Origin of the sequence: Burkholderia sp. Se-20373, from assembly GCF_017104705.1 — a bacterium.
Taxonomy (GTDB): domain Bacteria; phylum Pseudomonadota; class Gammaproteobacteria; order Burkholderiales; family Burkholderiaceae; genus Burkholderia.
In genome coordinates this window covers 54,040-70,425 of the sequence record NZ_JAAGPH010000010.1, presented here as the reverse complement: position 1 = coordinate 70,425, position 16,386 = coordinate 54,040, and the positions used below count along the sequence as shown (strand labels likewise).

The 16,386-nt window shown below is 66.7% G+C and carries 17 protein-coding genes; 14 read left to right on the top strand and 3 right to left on the bottom strand.

Going from position 1 to position 16,386, the window contains the following annotated elements:
- Position 1 precedes the first annotated feature (1 nt).
- Positions 2-1,243, top strand: a complete 1,242-nt coding sequence (locus tag G3N96_RS06080; protein ID WP_206136645.1) for a glycosyltransferase — start codon at positions 2-4, stop codon at positions 1,241-1,243.
- Between the two features lie 20 nt (positions 1,244-1,263).
- Here G3N96_RS06080 and hutC read toward each other — a convergent pair whose 3' ends face one another.
- From hutC to G3N96_RS06065, 3 genes are all read right to left on the bottom strand, one after another.
- A complete protein-coding gene (hutC, locus tag G3N96_RS06075) occupies positions 1,264-1,959 on the bottom strand; it encodes a histidine utilization repressor (protein WP_039349239.1) in 696 nt (231 codons plus the stop codon).
- 182 nt (positions 1,960-2,141) lie between these two features.
- Complete coding sequence (locus tag G3N96_RS06070; RefSeq protein WP_206136644.1) at positions 2,142-3,269, bottom strand: porin; 1,128 nt, start codon at positions 3,267-3,269, stop codon at positions 2,142-2,144.
- 184 nt (positions 3,270-3,453) lie between these two features.
- A complete protein-coding gene (locus tag G3N96_RS06065; protein ID WP_241022505.1) occupies positions 3,454-3,768 on the bottom strand; it encodes a hypothetical protein in 315 nt (104 codons plus the stop codon).
- 89 nt (positions 3,769-3,857) lie between these two features.
- Between G3N96_RS06065 and kdpF the strand changes: the two genes are divergently transcribed.
- The 13 genes from kdpF (at position 3,858) to G3N96_RS06000 (ending at position 16,313) form a co-directional block, all read left to right on the top strand.
- Positions 3,858-4,184, top strand: a complete 327-nt coding sequence (gene kdpF, locus G3N96_RS39835; RefSeq protein WP_206136643.1) for a K(+)-transporting ATPase subunit F — start codon at positions 3,858-3,860, stop codon at positions 4,182-4,184.
- A gap of 138 nt (positions 4,185-4,322) precedes the next feature.
- Positions 4,323-6,026, top strand: a complete 1,704-nt coding sequence (gene kdpA, locus G3N96_RS06055; RefSeq protein ID WP_206136642.1) for a potassium-transporting ATPase subunit KdpA — start codon at positions 4,323-4,325, stop codon at positions 6,024-6,026.
- 10 nt (positions 6,027-6,036) lie between these two features.
- Positions 6,037-6,738, top strand: a complete 702-nt coding sequence (gene kdpC / locus G3N96_RS06050) for a potassium-transporting ATPase subunit KdpC (RefSeq protein WP_206136641.1) — start codon at positions 6,037-6,039, stop codon at positions 6,736-6,738.
- Positions 6,739-6,818: 80 nt separating this feature from the next.
- Complete coding sequence (gene kdpB / locus G3N96_RS06045) at positions 6,819-8,843, top strand: potassium-transporting ATPase subunit KdpB (protein ID WP_206136661.1); 2,025 nt, start codon at positions 6,819-6,821, stop codon at positions 8,841-8,843.
- A gap of 80 nt (positions 8,844-8,923) precedes the next feature.
- Entirely contained in the window at positions 8,924-10,630 is a 1,707-nt protein-coding gene (locus G3N96_RS06040; protein ID WP_206136640.1) for a DUF4118 domain-containing protein, read from the top strand.
- Positions 10,627-11,379: a response regulator gene (locus G3N96_RS06035; protein WP_206136639.1), complete on the top strand. Its 753-nt coding sequence runs from the start codon at positions 10,627-10,629 to the stop codon at positions 11,377-11,379. The genes G3N96_RS06040 and G3N96_RS06035 overlap by 4 nt, the downstream gene beginning before the upstream one ends.
- Positions 11,380-11,652: 273 nt before the next feature.
- Complete coding sequence (locus G3N96_RS06030; protein WP_206136638.1) at positions 11,653-12,426, top strand: ABC transporter substrate-binding protein; 774 nt, start codon at positions 11,653-11,655, stop codon at positions 12,424-12,426.
- Between the two features lie 174 nt (positions 12,427-12,600).
- Positions 12,601-13,290: an ABC transporter permease gene (locus tag G3N96_RS06025; RefSeq protein WP_124576199.1), complete on the top strand. Its 690-nt coding sequence runs from the start codon at positions 12,601-12,603 to the stop codon at positions 13,288-13,290.
- Positions 13,287-14,000: an ABC transporter permease gene (locus G3N96_RS06020; protein WP_124576200.1), complete on the top strand. Its 714-nt coding sequence runs from the start codon at positions 13,287-13,289 to the stop codon at positions 13,998-14,000. Before G3N96_RS06025 ends, G3N96_RS06020 begins: the two co-directional genes overlap by 4 nt.
- Before the next feature lie 33 nt (positions 14,001-14,033).
- The gene (locus G3N96_RS06015) at positions 14,034-14,801 is read left to right on the top strand and encodes an ATP-binding cassette domain-containing protein (RefSeq protein WP_089447253.1); all 768 of its coding nucleotides are present in this window, start codon (positions 14,034-14,036) and stop codon (positions 14,799-14,801) included.
- 93 nt (positions 14,802-14,894) lie between these two features.
- Positions 14,895-15,329, top strand: coding sequence for a cupin domain-containing protein (locus G3N96_RS06010; RefSeq protein WP_206136637.1), 435 nt, complete (start codon positions 14,895-14,897; stop codon positions 15,327-15,329).
- Between the two features lie 314 nt (positions 15,330-15,643).
- Positions 15,644-15,781 (top strand): HHHH-motif protein, encoded by a 138-nt coding sequence (locus tag G3N96_RS06005; RefSeq protein ID WP_167316040.1) that lies wholly within the window; start codon positions 15,644-15,646, stop codon positions 15,779-15,781.
- Positions 15,782-15,842: 61 nt separating this feature from the next.
- A complete protein-coding gene (locus G3N96_RS06000; RefSeq protein WP_124576201.1) occupies positions 15,843-16,313 on the top strand; it encodes a DUF3761 domain-containing protein in 471 nt (156 codons plus the stop codon).
- The last annotated feature ends 73 nt before the right edge of the window (positions 16,314-16,386 follow it).

The following is a 16,386-nucleotide window of genomic DNA, read 5'->3' as shown; positions in this document are numbered from 1 at the left end:
CATGAAGCTCGTCATCGCCACCTACGGCACCGAAGGCGACACGCGCCCGCTCGCGGCGCTCGGCCGTGCGCTGATCGATGCCGGCCACGATGTCCGGCTGCTGGCCGATGCGGCGACGCTCGGGTCGGCCGCCGCGCTCGGCGTGCCGTCGGCGTCGTTGTCCGGCGATATCCGACGGGCGATTGCGCCGGATGGTGCGTTGGCCGATGCGGTGCGCGGGCGCGGCGGTTTCAACGACACGTCGAAGGCGCTCGCGGCGATTGCCAATGCGAACACGGCTGCGTGGATGCGCGAAATCGCGGATGCGTCGGAAGGCCGCGACGCGATCCTCGTGTCGGGGCTCGCATCGTTCGTCGGCTTGTCGGTCGCCGAGTATCGCGGCGTGCCGGCGATCGGCACCGGCATGATTCCGATCACGCCCACCGCGGCATTCGCGTCGCCGTTCCTGCCGCCGGGGAAGCTGCCGCGCTGGCTGAATCGCGCGAGCCACCGGTTCGTGAACGCGCTGTTGTGGCAGGCATTCAGGAAGGCGACGAATGCGGCGCGCTCGAGCGTGTGCGGGTTGCCGCCGCGCAAGCATGTGTGGACCGATCATCCGATGCTGTACGGCGTGTCGCCGGCGCTGCTGTCCGGGCCGGACGACTGGCCGTCGAATGTGCAGGCATGCGGCCAGTGGCGGATCGATGCGCATGCCTGGGCGCCATCGTCCGAACTCGCGGCATTTCTCGAAGCGGGCGATCGCCCCGTGTACATCGGTTTTGGCAGCATGGCCGGCTTCGATCGCACAGCGATGATCGAGGCACTGACGCGTGCGCTCGCCGGCCGGCGCGCGTTGTTCTATCCGGGGTGGAGCGGTATCGACGCGTCGATGCTGCCGAAGAACGTTCACGTGATCGGCGATACGCCGCATGACCGGCTGTTCCCGCAGGTATCGATGGCAATCCATCACGGCGGATCGGGCACCACGCATTCGGCGGCGCGGGCCGGCATTCCGTCGGTCGTCGTGCCGTTCGCGGGCGATCAGTTCTTCTGGGCGAACCGGCTGCAGCGACTCGGCGTCGCGGATGCGCCGGTCGCGGGGCGGCACATGGACGCTGCCGCACTGGCGCGGGCCATCGCATTCGCCGAACGGGACGAAACGAAAGCGCGGGCGATTGAACTCGGCGCGCGCGTCGCACAGGAGGAAGGCTTGAAGCGGGCCGTCGGTGCGATCGAGCGGTGGGGGCAGCCCGGTGCGCGGTAAGCCCGGGCATCCACCTCAGCTCAGAAATGCCCGGTGAACCGGTAACGGCTGCCCGGGTGCCACAGATTCGCGACCGACGCGACCATCCCCTGCGACCACGTGCGCCGATGCAGCAACAGGCACGGCTCGCGGTCGTCCATCGTCAGGTGGCGGCGCGTTTCGGTGTCCGGCATCGCGGCCTCGATCCGGTATTCGACGCGCTGCAGCGGCGCGACGCGTGTCAGGTACTGGTTCGGCGTCGTCGTCGTGAAGTCCTGCAGCGCATACTCGGGCGCGCAGGCCGGATTGACCCAGCGTTCCTCGAGCTGCACGGGCGTGTCGTTCTCGAAGTGCAGCACGCGCGAATGGAAGATCGGGCTGCCCGTGTCGATCTGCAGCTCGTCGGCGAGCTTCGCATCGGCGACGGCCGCGCCTACCTGCAGCACCTGCGCGCGATAGCCGTGGCCGCGCGCGGCGACTTCGTCCGAGATGCTGCGGATCGCGACGAGCGTCGATTCGTACTTCGGCGACGCGACGTACGTGCCGGAGCCGCGCGTGCGCGTGAGCACCTGTTCGGCCGTCAGCTCGCGCAGCGCGCGGTTGACGGTCATCCGCGCGACGTTGAATTCGCGCGCGAGCTCGTTCTCCGACGGCACCTGGTCGCCTTCCGCCCATTCGCCGGCATGAATGCGCGCGAGGATGAAGTCCTTGATTTCCTGATAGATCGGTGTGGTCATGGGATCACGATTCCAGAGTCGGCAGCGGGCCGCCGCCGAATGCCGATCCGGCGCGCGCCCGGCGCCGAGTGTACCGGTTTCGCAGGCGCGCGGGCCCGGATTCCCCGAATGATCCCTGTTCGGCCGGCCGGCGTCCATGCGGGATTGCACAGAGCGGCCGGCCGCTGGCGGCTGGCGTGCGGTCAGAACCGATGCCGGATGCCGACCGTCCCGACCACCTGCGTATTGTTCGACGAAGGCGCGAGCCCCGTGACGTTCGCGAACCCGAGCGTCGCGCCGGCCGGCACGCCGAACTGGTGCTGGTAGACGGTTTCCGCGTACACGTCGGTGCGCTTGCTCAGCGCGTAGTCGGCCATCAGCGCGACCTGATGCCATTTCGGCCGATGGCTGCCGGTTGCGTCGTCGTAGCGGCCGTTGGTGAACGTATAGGCGCCCGCGAACGAGACGGCCGGCGTCAGCGCATAGCGCGCGTTGACCTCGAAGTTGTCGAAGCGCAGCGCGTTCAGCGCGCCGGGCAGCGACGACGCGGCCGTTTCGTCGAACATCGAATGCGTCCACAGCGCGCCGACCGTCAGCCGGTCGAACGCGTAGCTGCCGCCCGCGCCCATCACGCGCTGGCGCACGGCCGGGAAGTTCGGCCCGTCGTTGGTCGACAGCGCACCGCCGGCCGTCAGCCCGCCGCGGTTGAGCTGCAGGTACGCGGCGCCGAGGCTGACCGGCCCGTTCGCATACGACACGCCCGCGCTGTACGCGCGGTTGTTCGCGAAGCCGCCGGCCGCGTTGCTGAACCCGTACAGGCCGCCGAACTGCCAGCCGGCGAGCGTCGGGCTCGTGTATTTCACCGCGTTGTCGATGTAGAACGAATCGTCGAGGTTGTCGTTGTCGAACGGATGCGACGCGAGGTTGTTGCCGTCGCCGTTGTTCGCCATCGCGAGCGGGCCGAGATAATCGACCACGGCATCGTATTGGCGGCCGAGCGTCAGCGCGCCGTACGGGTCGCTCTGCAGGCCGACGTACGCGCGGCGGCCGAACATCGTGTTCTTGTAGGACTGCGTGCCGTTGTTCAGGTTGAAGCCGTTTTCGAGGCGGAACAGCGCATGCAGGCCGCCGCCGAGATCCTCGTTGCCGCTCAGACCGAAGACCGTATTCGACAGCAGGCCGCTGCCTTGCTGCCACGCGCTTTTGCCTGACTGGTTGTTCGTATAGACGATACCCGCATCGAGCATCCCGTAGAGCGTGACGCTGTTTTGCGCATGCGCGGCGGCACTGAGGAATGCGAGGGAGAGGGTACCGGCGACTGCTTTTTTCATTGTGAGTGCTTCCTGGAAAGGCCCGTAGCGACGGGAACGACGATTCGGCGCGCATGCCGGCGGCGAGCGTGCGCGGCTCGTGAGGAAGACGAACCGCACGCGTTCGCGTCGGCAACGCGCGTTCGAATCGATGAAAGGGGAGCGGGCGCGTGACGCGTGTCACGCGCGGCCGCAATGGAGGCGGCTAGTGCTGCAGCAGGCGGATCGTGCCGAATTCAGCGGCCGGGAACAGGCGGAGAATCGACAGGATGGCGGGCGACGCCTGCGACCGCGCGACTTCGAGCTCGATGCACGCGCGCCCGGTGCGGTTGTCGATTGCGGCCGTGTAGACATTGAGCGCGGTGCCGACCGCCTGGTGCAGCAGACGCCGCACGACGGCGAGGTTGTCCGATTCGACGCGGATCGACAGCAGCACGAACTCGTCGGCAGAGCACCGGCGCCGCGAACGAACGGGCGGCAGGTCGCGTGAGGCGGCGGTTTCGGTTCTGGTCGGTTTCATGCTGGCATCCCCGGGTCGCATCGTGCTCCGCACCGCGGAGATCTCGTCTTGGACATGTCGCCCATTCTAGGAATCGCGGTGAAGATACGGTGTATAGACTCGTATCGGCCCTGAAAAGAACGCATAAAAACGCCATCACCGCCGGCTTTCGTCTTTACAGCTTTTTTACTCCGCGTAAAGAAATTGAACACCGCTTTGATACGCGGATTTCTACACTGTCGCATCCCATTCGCCAGATGAGCATGGGGGCGTCACACGGGCCTGCGCAGACACGGCAAGGCCCGATGCGCCGACGATCGCGTGGCGTTGCCGCGCATAGAAAAAAGGGGAAAGCCATGTTGTGGATCACCGGCGCGCTGTCGCTCGCGCTCTTTATCTATCTGTTTCATGCGTTGATCAAACCCGAGCGGTATTGATCGGCACGATTCAACAGGAATTCGAAAATATCGGTGAATGTCATGAGCGATCTGCTTTTCATCTTGTTCACGCTCGCGTTCTTTGCCTTGACGGCCGGTTTCATCACCGGCCTTGACCGGATCTGAGCGAGCGTCGACATGTTCAACAATCTCATTCAATTCGCGATCGTTCTCGCGATCATGCTGGCGCTGGTGCCCGTCGTCGGGAAATGGCTCGCGCACGCCTTTCTGAGCCCGCGCCACGCGTGGGTCGAACGCCGGACCTATGCGCTGCTCGGCGTGAATCCCGACGAAGCGATGTCGTGGCAGCGCTACGGGATGGTGCTGCTGCTCAGCAATGCCGGGATGATGCTGCTCGGCTACCTGCTGCTGCGCATCCAGGACACGCTGCCGTTCGACGCGCTGCAGCGCGCGTCGCAAAGCCCCGACCTCGCGTTCAACACCGCCGCGTCGTTCATCACGAACACGAACTGGCAGGCGTACGCAGGCGAAAGCAGCCTGTCGAACTTCTCGCAGATGGCCGTCATTACCTTCCTGATGGTGGTCAGCGCGGCGACCGGCGTCGCGGCCGCGGGCGGTTTCATCCGCGGGCTGAGCCGCAAGAGCGCGGCCGACCTCGGCAACTACTGGGTCGATTTCACGCGCGTGACCTATCGCGTGCTGCTGCCGCTCAGCTTTGTGATGGCGCTCGTGTACGTGTGGCAGGGCATGCCGCAGACGCTCGCGTCCGACGCATGGGCGACCACGCTCGAAGGCGCACGCCAGCAGATCCTGATGGGGCCCGTGGCCAGCCTCGAGTCGATCAAGCACATCGGCACGAACGGCGGCGGCTTCTTCAGCATGAACGCCGCGCATCCGTTCGAGAACCCGACGCCGCTCACCAACACACTGCACATGCTGTCGATGCTGCTGATTCCGTCCGCGCTGACCTACACGCTCGGCACGATGATCGGCCGGCGCCGCCAGGGCTGGGTGATTCTCGGTGCGTTCGTCGTGATGTTCGTCGGCTTCCTGGCCGTGATCTATTCGGCCGAGCAGCACGGCAACCCGCTCGTGACCGGCCTCGGCGTCGACCCGCAGCCGAGCGCCACGCAGCCGGGCGGCAACATGGAAGGCAAGGAGATGCGCTTCGGCATCGCGCAAACGAGCCTGTTCGCCACCGTCACGACGGCCGCGACCACCGGGTCGGTCGATGCGATGCATGACTCGCTGACGCCGCTCGGCGGGCTCGTGCCGATCGCGCAGATGATGCTGAACAACGTGTTCGGCGGCGACGGCGTCGGGCTGATCAACCTGTTCACGTTCGCGATCCTCACGGTGTTCCTGGTCGGGATGATGATCGGGCGCACGCCGGAATTCCTCGGCAAGAAGATCGAGGCGCGCGAGATGAAGCTCGTGATGCTCGCGGTGCTCGCGCATCCGTTCAGCATCCTCGGTTTCACCGCGGTGGCGGCGGTGCTGCACTCGACGCTGGACAGCCTCGCGAACCTCGGCCCGCACGGCTTCAGCGAAGTGTTGTACGCGTACACGTCGGGCACGGCCAACAACGGCTCCGCGTTCGCGGGCCTCAATGCGAACACGCCGTTCTTCAACACGACGATCGGCTTCGCGATGCTGATCGGCCGCTACCTGACGCTGCTGCCGATGCTCGCGGTCGCGGGCAGCCTCGCCGCGAAGAAGAGCGTGCCGGAAAGCGCGGGCACGCTGTCGACGTCGACGGGCCTGTTCGCCGGCCTACTGGTTTTCGTGATCCTGGTCGTCGGTGGCCTCACGTTCCTGCCGGCGCTCGCGCTCGGCCCGATCGTCGAGCACCTGATGATGTCGGGCGGCCAACTGTTCTGAGGAAAACATCATGATGCAAGGCAATCGCCAGGCAGCGGCCGCCGCCGCGCCGGCACCCGGTTCTTCGTTCGGCGCGGCGACGCGCGGCCTCGTGCGGCCCGTGATCGCGTCGTCGGCGCTGTTCATGCTCGTCACGGGCATCGCGTATCCGCTGCTCACCACGGGCGTCGCGAACGTGCTGTTCCCGTCGCAGGCACGCGGCAGTCTCGTGCGGCAGCACGGCACGACGGTCGGCTCGGCGGTGATCGGGCAGCAGTTCACGCGTGCCGGCTACTTCCACGGGCGGCCGAGTGCGACGGTCGGCACCGATCCGGCCGATCCGTCGAAGACGGTCGACCAGCCGTACAACGCGGCCGGCAGCGGTGCCAGCAACCAGGGCGCGACGAGCAAGAAGCTGCTCGCGGATATCGCACAGCGTGTGCGTGCTTACCGGCAGGAGAACGCACTCGCCGCCGGCACGCCGGTGCCGGCGGATGCGGTGACCGCATCGGCGTCGGGGCTCGATCCCGAGATCTCGGTCGCGAATGCGCGTCTGCAGGCGGCGCGGGTTGCGCAGGCGCGCGGCGTCGAAGCCGCGCAGGTCACGGCGCTGGTCGACCGGATCGCGTTGCCGCGCCAGCTCGGCGTGCTTGGCGAACCGCGCGTGCGCGTGCTCGACCTGAACCTCGCGCTGGACCGCGCATTCGGCCAGGCGGCCGGCGCGAAGCAATAGCAGGAACCACGGAGTCACTCATGTCCCATATCGAAACCCCGATCCATCCAGTGGCGATGCCGGCCGGCGGCGTGCCGCCGATGCGCTGGACGGCCGTGCTGCGCGAGGCGTTCCGCAAGCTCGCGCCGCGCGTGCAGTTGAAGAATCCCGTGATGTTCGTCGTGTATCTCGGCAGCATCGTCACGACCGTGCTGTGGCTGCAGGCGCTGGCCGGCACGGGCGACGCGCCGGCCGGCTTCATCCTCGCGGTCGCGTGCTGGCTGTGGTTCACCGTGCTGTTCGCGAACGCGGCCGAGGCGCTGGCCGAAGGGCGCGGCAAGGCGCAGGCCGATGCGCTGCGCGCGGCGCGCAAGCGCGTGTACGCGAAGGTGCTCGACGAGCCGAAGCAATTCGGCAGCACCAGCCATCGCGTGCCGAGCGACGAGCTCGCGGCCGGCAGCATCGTGCTCGTCGAAGCCGGCGACACGATTCCCGCCGACGGCGAAGTGATCGACGGCGTCGCGTCGGTCGACGAATCGGCGATCACCGGCGAATCCGCGCCGGTGATCCGCGAGTCGGGCGGCGATTTCTCGTCGGTGACGGGCGGCACGCGCGTGCTGTCCGACTGGATCATCGTGAAGATCACCGCGCAACCGGGCGAAGCGTTCCTCGACCGGATGATCGCGATGGTCGAAGGCGCGAAGCGCGGCAAGACGCCGAACGAGGTTGCACTGACGATCCTGCTCGTCGCGCTGACGATCATCTTCCTGCTCGTGTGCGTGACGCTGCTGCCATTCTCGCAGTTCAGCGTGCTGCTGAACGCGTCGGGCACGGCGGTGAGCCTGACCGTGCTGATCGCGCTGCTCGTGTGCCTGATCCCGACGACGATCGGCGCGCTGTTGTCGGCGATCGGCATCGCCGGGATGAGCCGCATGATGCGTGCGAACGTGCTCGCGACGTCGGGCCGTGCGATCGAGGCGGCTGGCGACGTCGACGTGCTGCTGCTCGACAAGACCGGCACGATCACGCTCGGCAACCGCGAGGCCGTGCAGTTCCGGCCGGCGCCGGGCGTGGACGAGCGTGCGCTGGCCGAGGCCGCGCAACTGTCGTCGCTCGCCGACGAGACGCCGGAAGGGCGCTCGATCGTCGCGCTCGCGAAGCAGCGTTTCTCGCTGGACGTGGCCGCGACCGCCGGCAGCATCACCGTGCCGTTCAGCGCACGCACGCGGATGAGCGGCCTCGACATCGGCGAGCGTCAGGTGCGCAAGGGCGCGGCGTCGGCGGTCCGCGCGCACGTCGATGCGCTCGGCGGTGTGTTTCCTCAAGCGGTCGAGACGGCCGTCAACGACATCGCGCGACGCGGCGGCACGCCGCTCGTCGTGGCCGACGGCTCGCGCGTGCTCGGTGCGATCGAGCTGAAGGACATCGTCAAGCACGGGATCGCCGCGCGCTTCGCCGAGCTGCGCAAGGTCGGTGTGAAGACCGTGATGATCACCGGCGACAACCGGCTCACCGCGGCCGCGATCGCGGCGGAGGCCGGCGTGGATGATTACCTCGCCGAGGCGACGCCCGAGGACAAGCTGCGGCTGATCCGCGAGCATCAGGCGAAGGGCCATCTCGTCGCGATGACGGGTGACGGCACCAACGACGCGCCCGCGCTCGCGCAGGCCGACGTGGCCGTCGCGATGCACAGCGGCACGCAGGCGGCGAAGGAAGCGGCCAACATGGTCGACCTCGACAGCAACCCGACCAAGCTGATGCAGGTGGTCGAGGTCGGCAAGCAGATGATCATGACGCGCGGCGCGCTGACCACGTTCAGCGTCGCCAACGATCTCGCGAAGTATTTCGCGATCATCCCGGCCGCGTTCGTCGCGACGTATCCGGCGCTCGGCGCGCTGAACGTGATGGCGCTGCACAGCCCGACGTCGGCAATCCTGTCGGCGGTGATCTTCAATGCGCTGATCATCGTCGCGTTGATCCCGCTCGCGCTGAGAGGCGTGAAGTATCGCGCGGAGCCGGCCGAGAAGTTGCTGGGGCGCAACCTGCTGATCTACGGCGTGGGCGGCATCATCGCGCCGTTCATCGGCATCAAGCTGATCGACATGTTGTTGACGCCGTTTATCTGACCGAACGCGCCGTCGCGGCCCCGCTCACGCCTTCATGGCGTGCGCGGGGCCGTTCGGCGTTTCAATTGCCGGAAGCGATCATGGATGTGAATGTGAACGTGAGCGAAGCGAATCGACGGGTAACGGGGCCGCGGGACACCGCCGCCCGCCGCAGTGGGAGCCGCGTGCGCCGCGACCGCTGGCGCGGCGTGCTGCGTGTAGGCGCGACGCTGGCCGACCGCATCGCGGGCGCCGGGCCCGACACGCAGCCGACGCTGGCCGTGCGCGAAGCGCGACCGCGCACGCACGTGTGGATGTCGCAGTACGCGGTGCCGCTGCTGCTCGCCACGCTCGTGTGCGCGCTGGTGACACTTGCAGCCAGCGCGCTGCTGCGCGTGTTCGACCTGTCGAACGTCGTGATGCTGTTCCTGATGGCCGTCGTGCTGATCGCGCTGCGGCTCGGCCGGCTCGCCGGCGCGTGGGCCGCGTTCGTGTGCGTCGGCTGCTTCGACTTCTTCTTCGTCGAGCCGAGGCTGTCGTTCGCGGTGTCCGATACGCAATACGTGTTCACGTTCGCGCTGATGCTGGCCGTCGCGCTCGCGATCGGCCAGCTCGCGGCGCGACTGCGTGCGGAGGCGCGCGCCGCACGCGCGAACGAGAAGCGCTCGGCGGCACTGGCTCGGGTCGCGCATGACCTGTCGGCGGCGATCGAGACCGAGCAGATCGCATCGATCTGCGCCGGCACGATCGCGCCGCTGCTCGGCGTGCGCGTCGCGCTCGTGCTGCCGGATGCGGATGATCACCTGATGCCGGCGCAGCACGCCCGGTTCGTCGAAGCACCGATCGCCAGTTGGGTCTACGAGCATGCGCGCGGCGCCGGGTGCGGGCTGCCGCCGTTCGAGCGCGCGGCCGCGCAGTACCTGCCGCTGAAGGCGCCGATGCGCGTGCGCGGCGTGCTCGTGCTGTTCGGCGACGCGCAGCCGGTGCCCACCGACCTCGACGATCGCCGCCTGATCGACGCATTGTGCTCGTCGATCGCGATGGCGCTCGAACGCGTGCACTACGTCGGTGTCGCGCAGCACACGCTGGTCCGCATCGAAGGCGAGCGGCTGCGCAACGCGCTGCTCGCCGCGGTATCGCACGACCTGAAGACGCCGCTGACCGCGATCCGCGGGCTCGCCGAGACGCTGGAGCGGCCCGAGCGGCTGGCCGACGGGCAGCCGGCCGCGCTCGCGCACGGCATCCGCAACCAGGCCGAGGCGCTGCACGGGCTCGTCGTGAACCTGCTCGATCTCGCGCGCATGCAGAGCGAGGGCGTGCGGCTGAATCGCGAATGGCACATGCTCGACGAGATCGTCGGCAGCGCGCTCGCGCATTCGGCCGGCGTGCTGGCCGGCCGCGACGTGAGCACCGACTTGCCGGCCGACCTGCCGCTGATCGACGTCGATGCGCTGCTGATCGAGCGCGTGCTGATGAACCTGCTCGACAACGCGGCGAAGTATGCGGGCACGGACGCGGCCGTGGCGGTGCGGGCGCGCGTGTTCGGCGAAACGCTGTACGTGTTCGTCGAGGACGACGGCCCCGGCTTCATCGCGCGCAACACCGAGCCGCTGTTCGAGCCGTTCGAGCGCGAACGCAAGGAATCGTCGATCAGCGGCGTGGGGCTCGGGCTCGCGCTGTGCCGCAGCATCGTCAACGCGCACGGCGGGTCGATCCGCGCGGTGCCGCTCGAGCCGCACGGCGCGCGATTCGAGATTCGCCTGCCACTGGGCGCGCCGCCCGATATCGAACACGAGAGCCGGACATGATCAGATCGCGCGTACTTATCGTCGAGGACGAAGCGGACATCCGCCGTTTCGTGCGGATGGCGCTGGAACAGGAAGGGCTCGACACCTGCGAGGCGTCGACGGCCCGCGAGGCGCGGATGTATGCGTCGAGCAGCAAGCCCGATCTCGTGATCGTCGACCTCGGGCTGCCGGACGACGACGGCAAGACCTTCATCCGCGAGTTGCGCGAATGGTCGACGGTGCCGGTGATCGTGCTGTCGGCGCGGCAGCAGGAAGTGGAGAAGGTCGCGGCGCTCGATGCGGGCGCGGACGATTACCTGCCGAAGCCGTTCGGCGTGCCCGAACTGCTCGCACGGGCACGCGCGCAGTTGCGGCGCGCGGCGTTCGTGTCGGCTGACGGGCAGTCGTCGTCGATCGTGCGGTTCGGCGACGTGACCGTCGATCTCGGCAAGCACGAAGTGGCGCGCGGTGGCGCGCCCGTGCACCTGACGCGCCTCGAATTCCGGCTGCTCGCCGCATTGATTCGTGCGCGCGGCGGTGTGATCGCCGCGCGGCAATTGCTGGCGGAGGTCTGGGGCATCCACGACGCGGACCGCGCGCACTACGTGCGCGTGTACATGACGAACCTGCGGCAGAAGCTCGAGCCGGTGCCGGCGCGCCCGCGGCATCTGCTGACGGAGCTGCAGTTCGGCTACCGGCTGGTCGGTCTGGAAACGGTCGGCATGGCGGACGGGCCGCGCAACGCGGCGCCGACAGGTCTAGACAACTGAAATCCCGCTCCCGGCCGTGCGCCAGCGCGCGGAGAAAGCGGTTGTTTAGCTCGATGTAATTCGCAATTAATTGAAATATAAGGAAATTTGCAACCCACGATCCTATTGAGCCGACAATTAGAGATAAACACGGATTGCTGGCGCACCTTCTGAAAAGGCAAAGTTGTATGTACAACTTGGGGTGTCGCCGAAAGGGGCGGCCTCCGGGTTGGAAGGGTTCACGGCGGCGCTGCCCGACGGAACCCGGCCCAGTTCGCCTCTGACAGGAACGCCATGAAGAAACTCGCGCTCAGTATTGCCCTTGCCTGCATCGCGGTCGGTGCCCACGCCAAGGATTGGTCGACGATCCGGTTCGGCGTCGACGCCAGCTATCCGCCGTTCGAATCGAAGGACGCAAGCGGCAAGGTCGTCGGCTTCGACGTCGATCTCGGCAACGAGATCTGCGCCCGCCTGAAGGCGAAATGCGTGTGGATCGAGAACGACTTCGACGGGATGATTCCCGCGCTGAAGGCGAAGAAGTTCGACGGCGTGCTGTCGTCGATGTCGATGACGCCGGCGCGTGCCGAGCAGATCGCGTTCTCCGACAAGCTGTTCAACACACCGACGCGCCTCGTCGCGAAGAAGGGCACGAACGTGCAGCCGACGGCCGAATCGCTGAAGGGCAAGTCGGTGGGCGTCGAGCAGGGCACCATCCAGGAAACCTACGCGAAGGCGTACTGGGCGCCGAAGGGCGTGCAGGTCGTGCCTTACCAGAACCAGGACGGCGTGTACCAGGACCTGATGTCGGGCCGCCTCGACGCGGCGCTGCAGGACGCGGTGCAGGCCGACATCGGCTTCCTGAAGACGCCGCGCGGCGCGAACTTCGCATTCGCGGGCAAGGACATCGACGATCCGAAGACGCTCGGCAACGGCGCCGGCATCGGGCTGCGCAAGGACGACGCCGACCTGAAGGCGAAGATCGACCACGCGATCGCCGACATCATCAAGGACGGCACGTACAAGAAGCTCGAGAAGAAGTACTTCGCGTTCGACGTCTACGGCGGCTGATCCGCCACGCGGCGCGCATCGGTTGCGGTGCGCGCCGCGTCTGTCGCGGGTGCAACCCGCTTCGCGCGATGCGTCCGACTTGATGAGCAGGTTGCATCAGGTAGTGCGCAGATATCGTTTGATGCCTGGGTAATGGCTATTGACAATCCAGCCACATCGTTCTGGATCCCTCCTATGATCTTCCAAGGATTTGGCCCGCTGTTGTGGGCCGGCACGGTGGAAACCGTGAAGCTCGCGGTGCTGTCGCTCGCGGCGTCGCTCGTGCTGGGCCTCATCGGCGCGAGCGCCAAACTGTCGACGAACCGCGTGCTCAAGTCGATCGGCACCTTCTACACGACGCTGATCCGCGCGGTGCCGGACCTCGTGCTGATGCTGCTGCTGTTCTACGGGATCCAGATCCTGCTGAACAACGTCACCGACATGCTCGGCTGGGACCAGATCGACATCGACCCGTTCGTGGCCGGCGTCATCACGCTCGGCTTCATCTACGGTGCGTATTTCACCGAGACGTTCCGCGGCGCGTTCCTCGCGGTGCCGCGCGGCCAGCTCGAAGCGGGCTTCGCGTACGGAATGAGCGGCTGGCGCGTGTTCCGCCGCATCCTGTTCCCGCAGATGATGCGCTTCGCGCTGCCCGGCATCGGCAACAACTGGCAGGTGCTCGTGAAGGCGACCGCGCTCGTGTCGATCATCGGCCTCGCCGATGTGGTGAAGGCCTCGCAGGACGCGGGCAAGAGCACGCTCGATTTCTTCTTCTTCACGCTGGCTGCAGGCGCGATCTACCTCGCGATCACGACGGTCTCCAACGTCGTGCTGCATCACCTCGAGAAGCGTTATTCCGTCGGTGTCCGGAGGCTCGCACTGTGATCGAACTCGTCAGCCAGTACTGGCAAAGCTATCTCTACTCCGACGGCTACCGCTTCAGCGGCCTAGCGATCACGCTGTGGCTGCTGGTGGTGTCGATCGCGCTGGGCTTCGCGCTCGCCGTGCCGCTCGCGATCGCGCGCGCGTCGTCGAACCGCTGGATCTCCGGCCCGGTGTGGCTCTATACGTACGTGTTCCGCGGCACGCCGCTCTACGTGCAGCTGCTGATGTGCTACACGGGTATCTACAGCCTGCAGGTCGTGCACAACCACGTGCTGCTCGATACGTTCTTCCGCAACGCGATGAACTGCACGCTGCTCGCGTTCGTGCTGAACGAATGCGCGTATGCCACCGAGATCTTCGCGGGCGCGATCAAGGCGACGTCGGCCGGCGAGATCGAGGCCGGCATGGCCTACGGGATGTCGCGCTTCAAGCTCTACACGCGGATCATCCTGCCTTCCGCGCTGCGCCGCTCGCTGCCGAGCTACAGCAACGAGGTGATCCTGATGCTGCACGCGACGACCCTCGCGTTCACCGCGACCGTGCCCGACATCCTGAAGGTCACGCGCGACGTCAATTCGGCGACCTACATGTCGTTCCAGGCCTACGGCATCGCGGCCGTGCTGTATGCCGCCGTCGTGTTCACGCTCATCTGGGCGTTCCGCAAGCTCGAGACGCGCTGGCTCGCGTACCTCTCGCCGCGCGGCCATTAACGCATTCGCAAGATTCGCAAGGAAGGACCCAGCATGTACAAGCTTACCGTTGACAACCTGCACAAGAAGTTCGGCGACAACGAGGTGTTGAAGGGCGTGTCGATGAAGGCGAAGGCCGGCGACGTGATCAGCATCATCGGCTCGAGCGGCTCCGGCAAGAGCACGTTCCTGCGCTGCATCAACTTCCTCGAGCAGCCGTGCTCGGGGCAGATCACGATCGGCAGCGAGCCGATCCAGACCACCCGCGACCGCAACGGCTCGCTGCGCGTGGCCGACCAGAAGCAGCTGCAGCGGATGCGCACGAAGCTGTCGATGGTGTTCCAGCACTTCAACCTGTGGGCCCACATGACGGTGCTCGAGAACATCATCGAAGCGCCGATGGCCGTGCTCGGGGTCGGCAAGGACGAAGCGATCGCGCGGGCGCGCAAGTACCTGGAGAAGGTCGGCCTCGCGCCGCGCGTCGAGGGCATGTATCCGTCGCACCTGTCGGGCGGCCAGCAGCAGCGCGTGGCGATTGCGCGCGCGCTTGCGATGGAGCCGGAAGTGATGCTGTTCGACGAGCCGACGTCGGCGCTCGACCCGGAGCTTGTCGGCGAAGTGCTGAAGGTGATGCAGAAGCTCGCGGAGGAAGGCCGCACGATGGTCGTCGTCACGCACGAGATGGGTTTCGCGCGCAACGTGTCGAATCACGTGATCTTCCTGCATCAGGGAAAGATCGAGGAGGAAGGGGATCCGCAGGAGATTCTCGTGAATCCGAAGAGCGAACGGCTCGGGCAGTTTCTGTCGGGGCGGTTGAAGTAAGTGGGCGGGCGACGTCGCGCATCATCCGCGACGTCGCATACTGGAACGCTAAATGCTTGTCACGCGGGATCCTTTCAATGAAGGAGCACCGCGATGAGCACACCGATCACCACCGCCTTTTCCCATGTGAAGCCGCAGGACACCGCGTATCGCGGCGAAGGCCTGCGCGACTTCTTCCTGTATCGCGATCTCGGCATCGCGGCTGCGACGAACGGCAAGGTCGTCGCGCAACTCGTCAGGGCGAATCATGCACCGGAGGCGGGCACCGGCTGGCACCGTCACGAGGCCGAGTTCCATATCGTGATCATGCTGAAGGGCTGGGCGCGCTTCATGTACGGCGACCAGGAAACGCTGGTGGCGGCCGGCGACTGCGTGCACCAGGCGCCGGGGATCGTTCACTACCTGTTCGACTACTCGCCGGACATGGAGTACCTGGAGATCGTCGGGCCCGCCGATTTCACGTCGATCGATGTCGAGGGGCCATGCGCGGTACCGTCGCCGACGCCGTGGGGCGAGGCGGGGGCGTAGCTGCCGCCGTGCTTTCGCGTGCGTCGTCCGTACGCCTGTTTGTGACAAACCGCCTTCGTGGCGGTTTTTTCTTGCGCGTTCCACCGAGGTTTCCGTGCGATCCGCGTTTCCCGATTCACATTCTTTCGAATTCCGAAAGGTCGCGAAGCTGAAGATCCGGAAAGAAAAGAAAGACATTCGTCAGCTTCGATGCGTTGACGGCGCCGCGATGTCAAAGATCGTCAATTGCGCGTGCACGCGGTGCACGGCGAGTCGACGTCCGGCGTTAAGGAGGTACCAGCCGGATCACCGGTTGAGTTACCCGGGAGAGTTTCATGAAGCGCATCGCGAAGATCCTGACGGCCACCGCAGTGGCATGTGCCGTTCTTGCTCCGGCACTGGCCGAAGCGCATTCGCACCGTGTGTGTCATGTCGATCATCACCACCATCGCGTGTGCCGCTGGGTGCGGTAACCGCGACTTTCCCGGGACTACCGGGAACGCAGGCTTCATTCAGGCAAATCAGGAGAGGACTATGAAAAAGACGATGTTGATCGCCGCGCTGGTCGCCGGCATGGGGTTGTCGATCGGTGCATTCGCGCAGGTTCCGGCCAGCGCGCCGGCCGGCACGACCGGTCTGTGCAAGGACGGCTCGTTCTACTCGGGCGCATCGAAGAAGGGTGCGTGCGCCGGCCACAAGGGGGTGAAGACCTGGTACGGCGCATCGTCGGCGGCAGCCGCGAGCGCACCGGCCGCGGCGCCGGCCATGGCAGCCTCCGCAGCAGCTCCTGCATCGGGCACCGCGCCGGCGAAGAGCGCGGCAGCAACGACCGCGGCGGCAGCGCCGGGCGGCGGCGCGGGCAAGGTGTGGGCGAACGACAGCACGAAGGTCTACCACTGCTCGACCGACAAGTACTACGGCAAGACGAAGCACGGCAGCTACATGTCGGAAGCCGACGCGAAGGCGAAGGGTTACCACGCGTCGCACGGCAAGGCCTGTTCGTAACGCGGGCTGACGCGCGAGCCGCTCCCTCGCGCGTCGTCGGCACGCTGCCGCACCTCACGCCCCGCCACCCCCG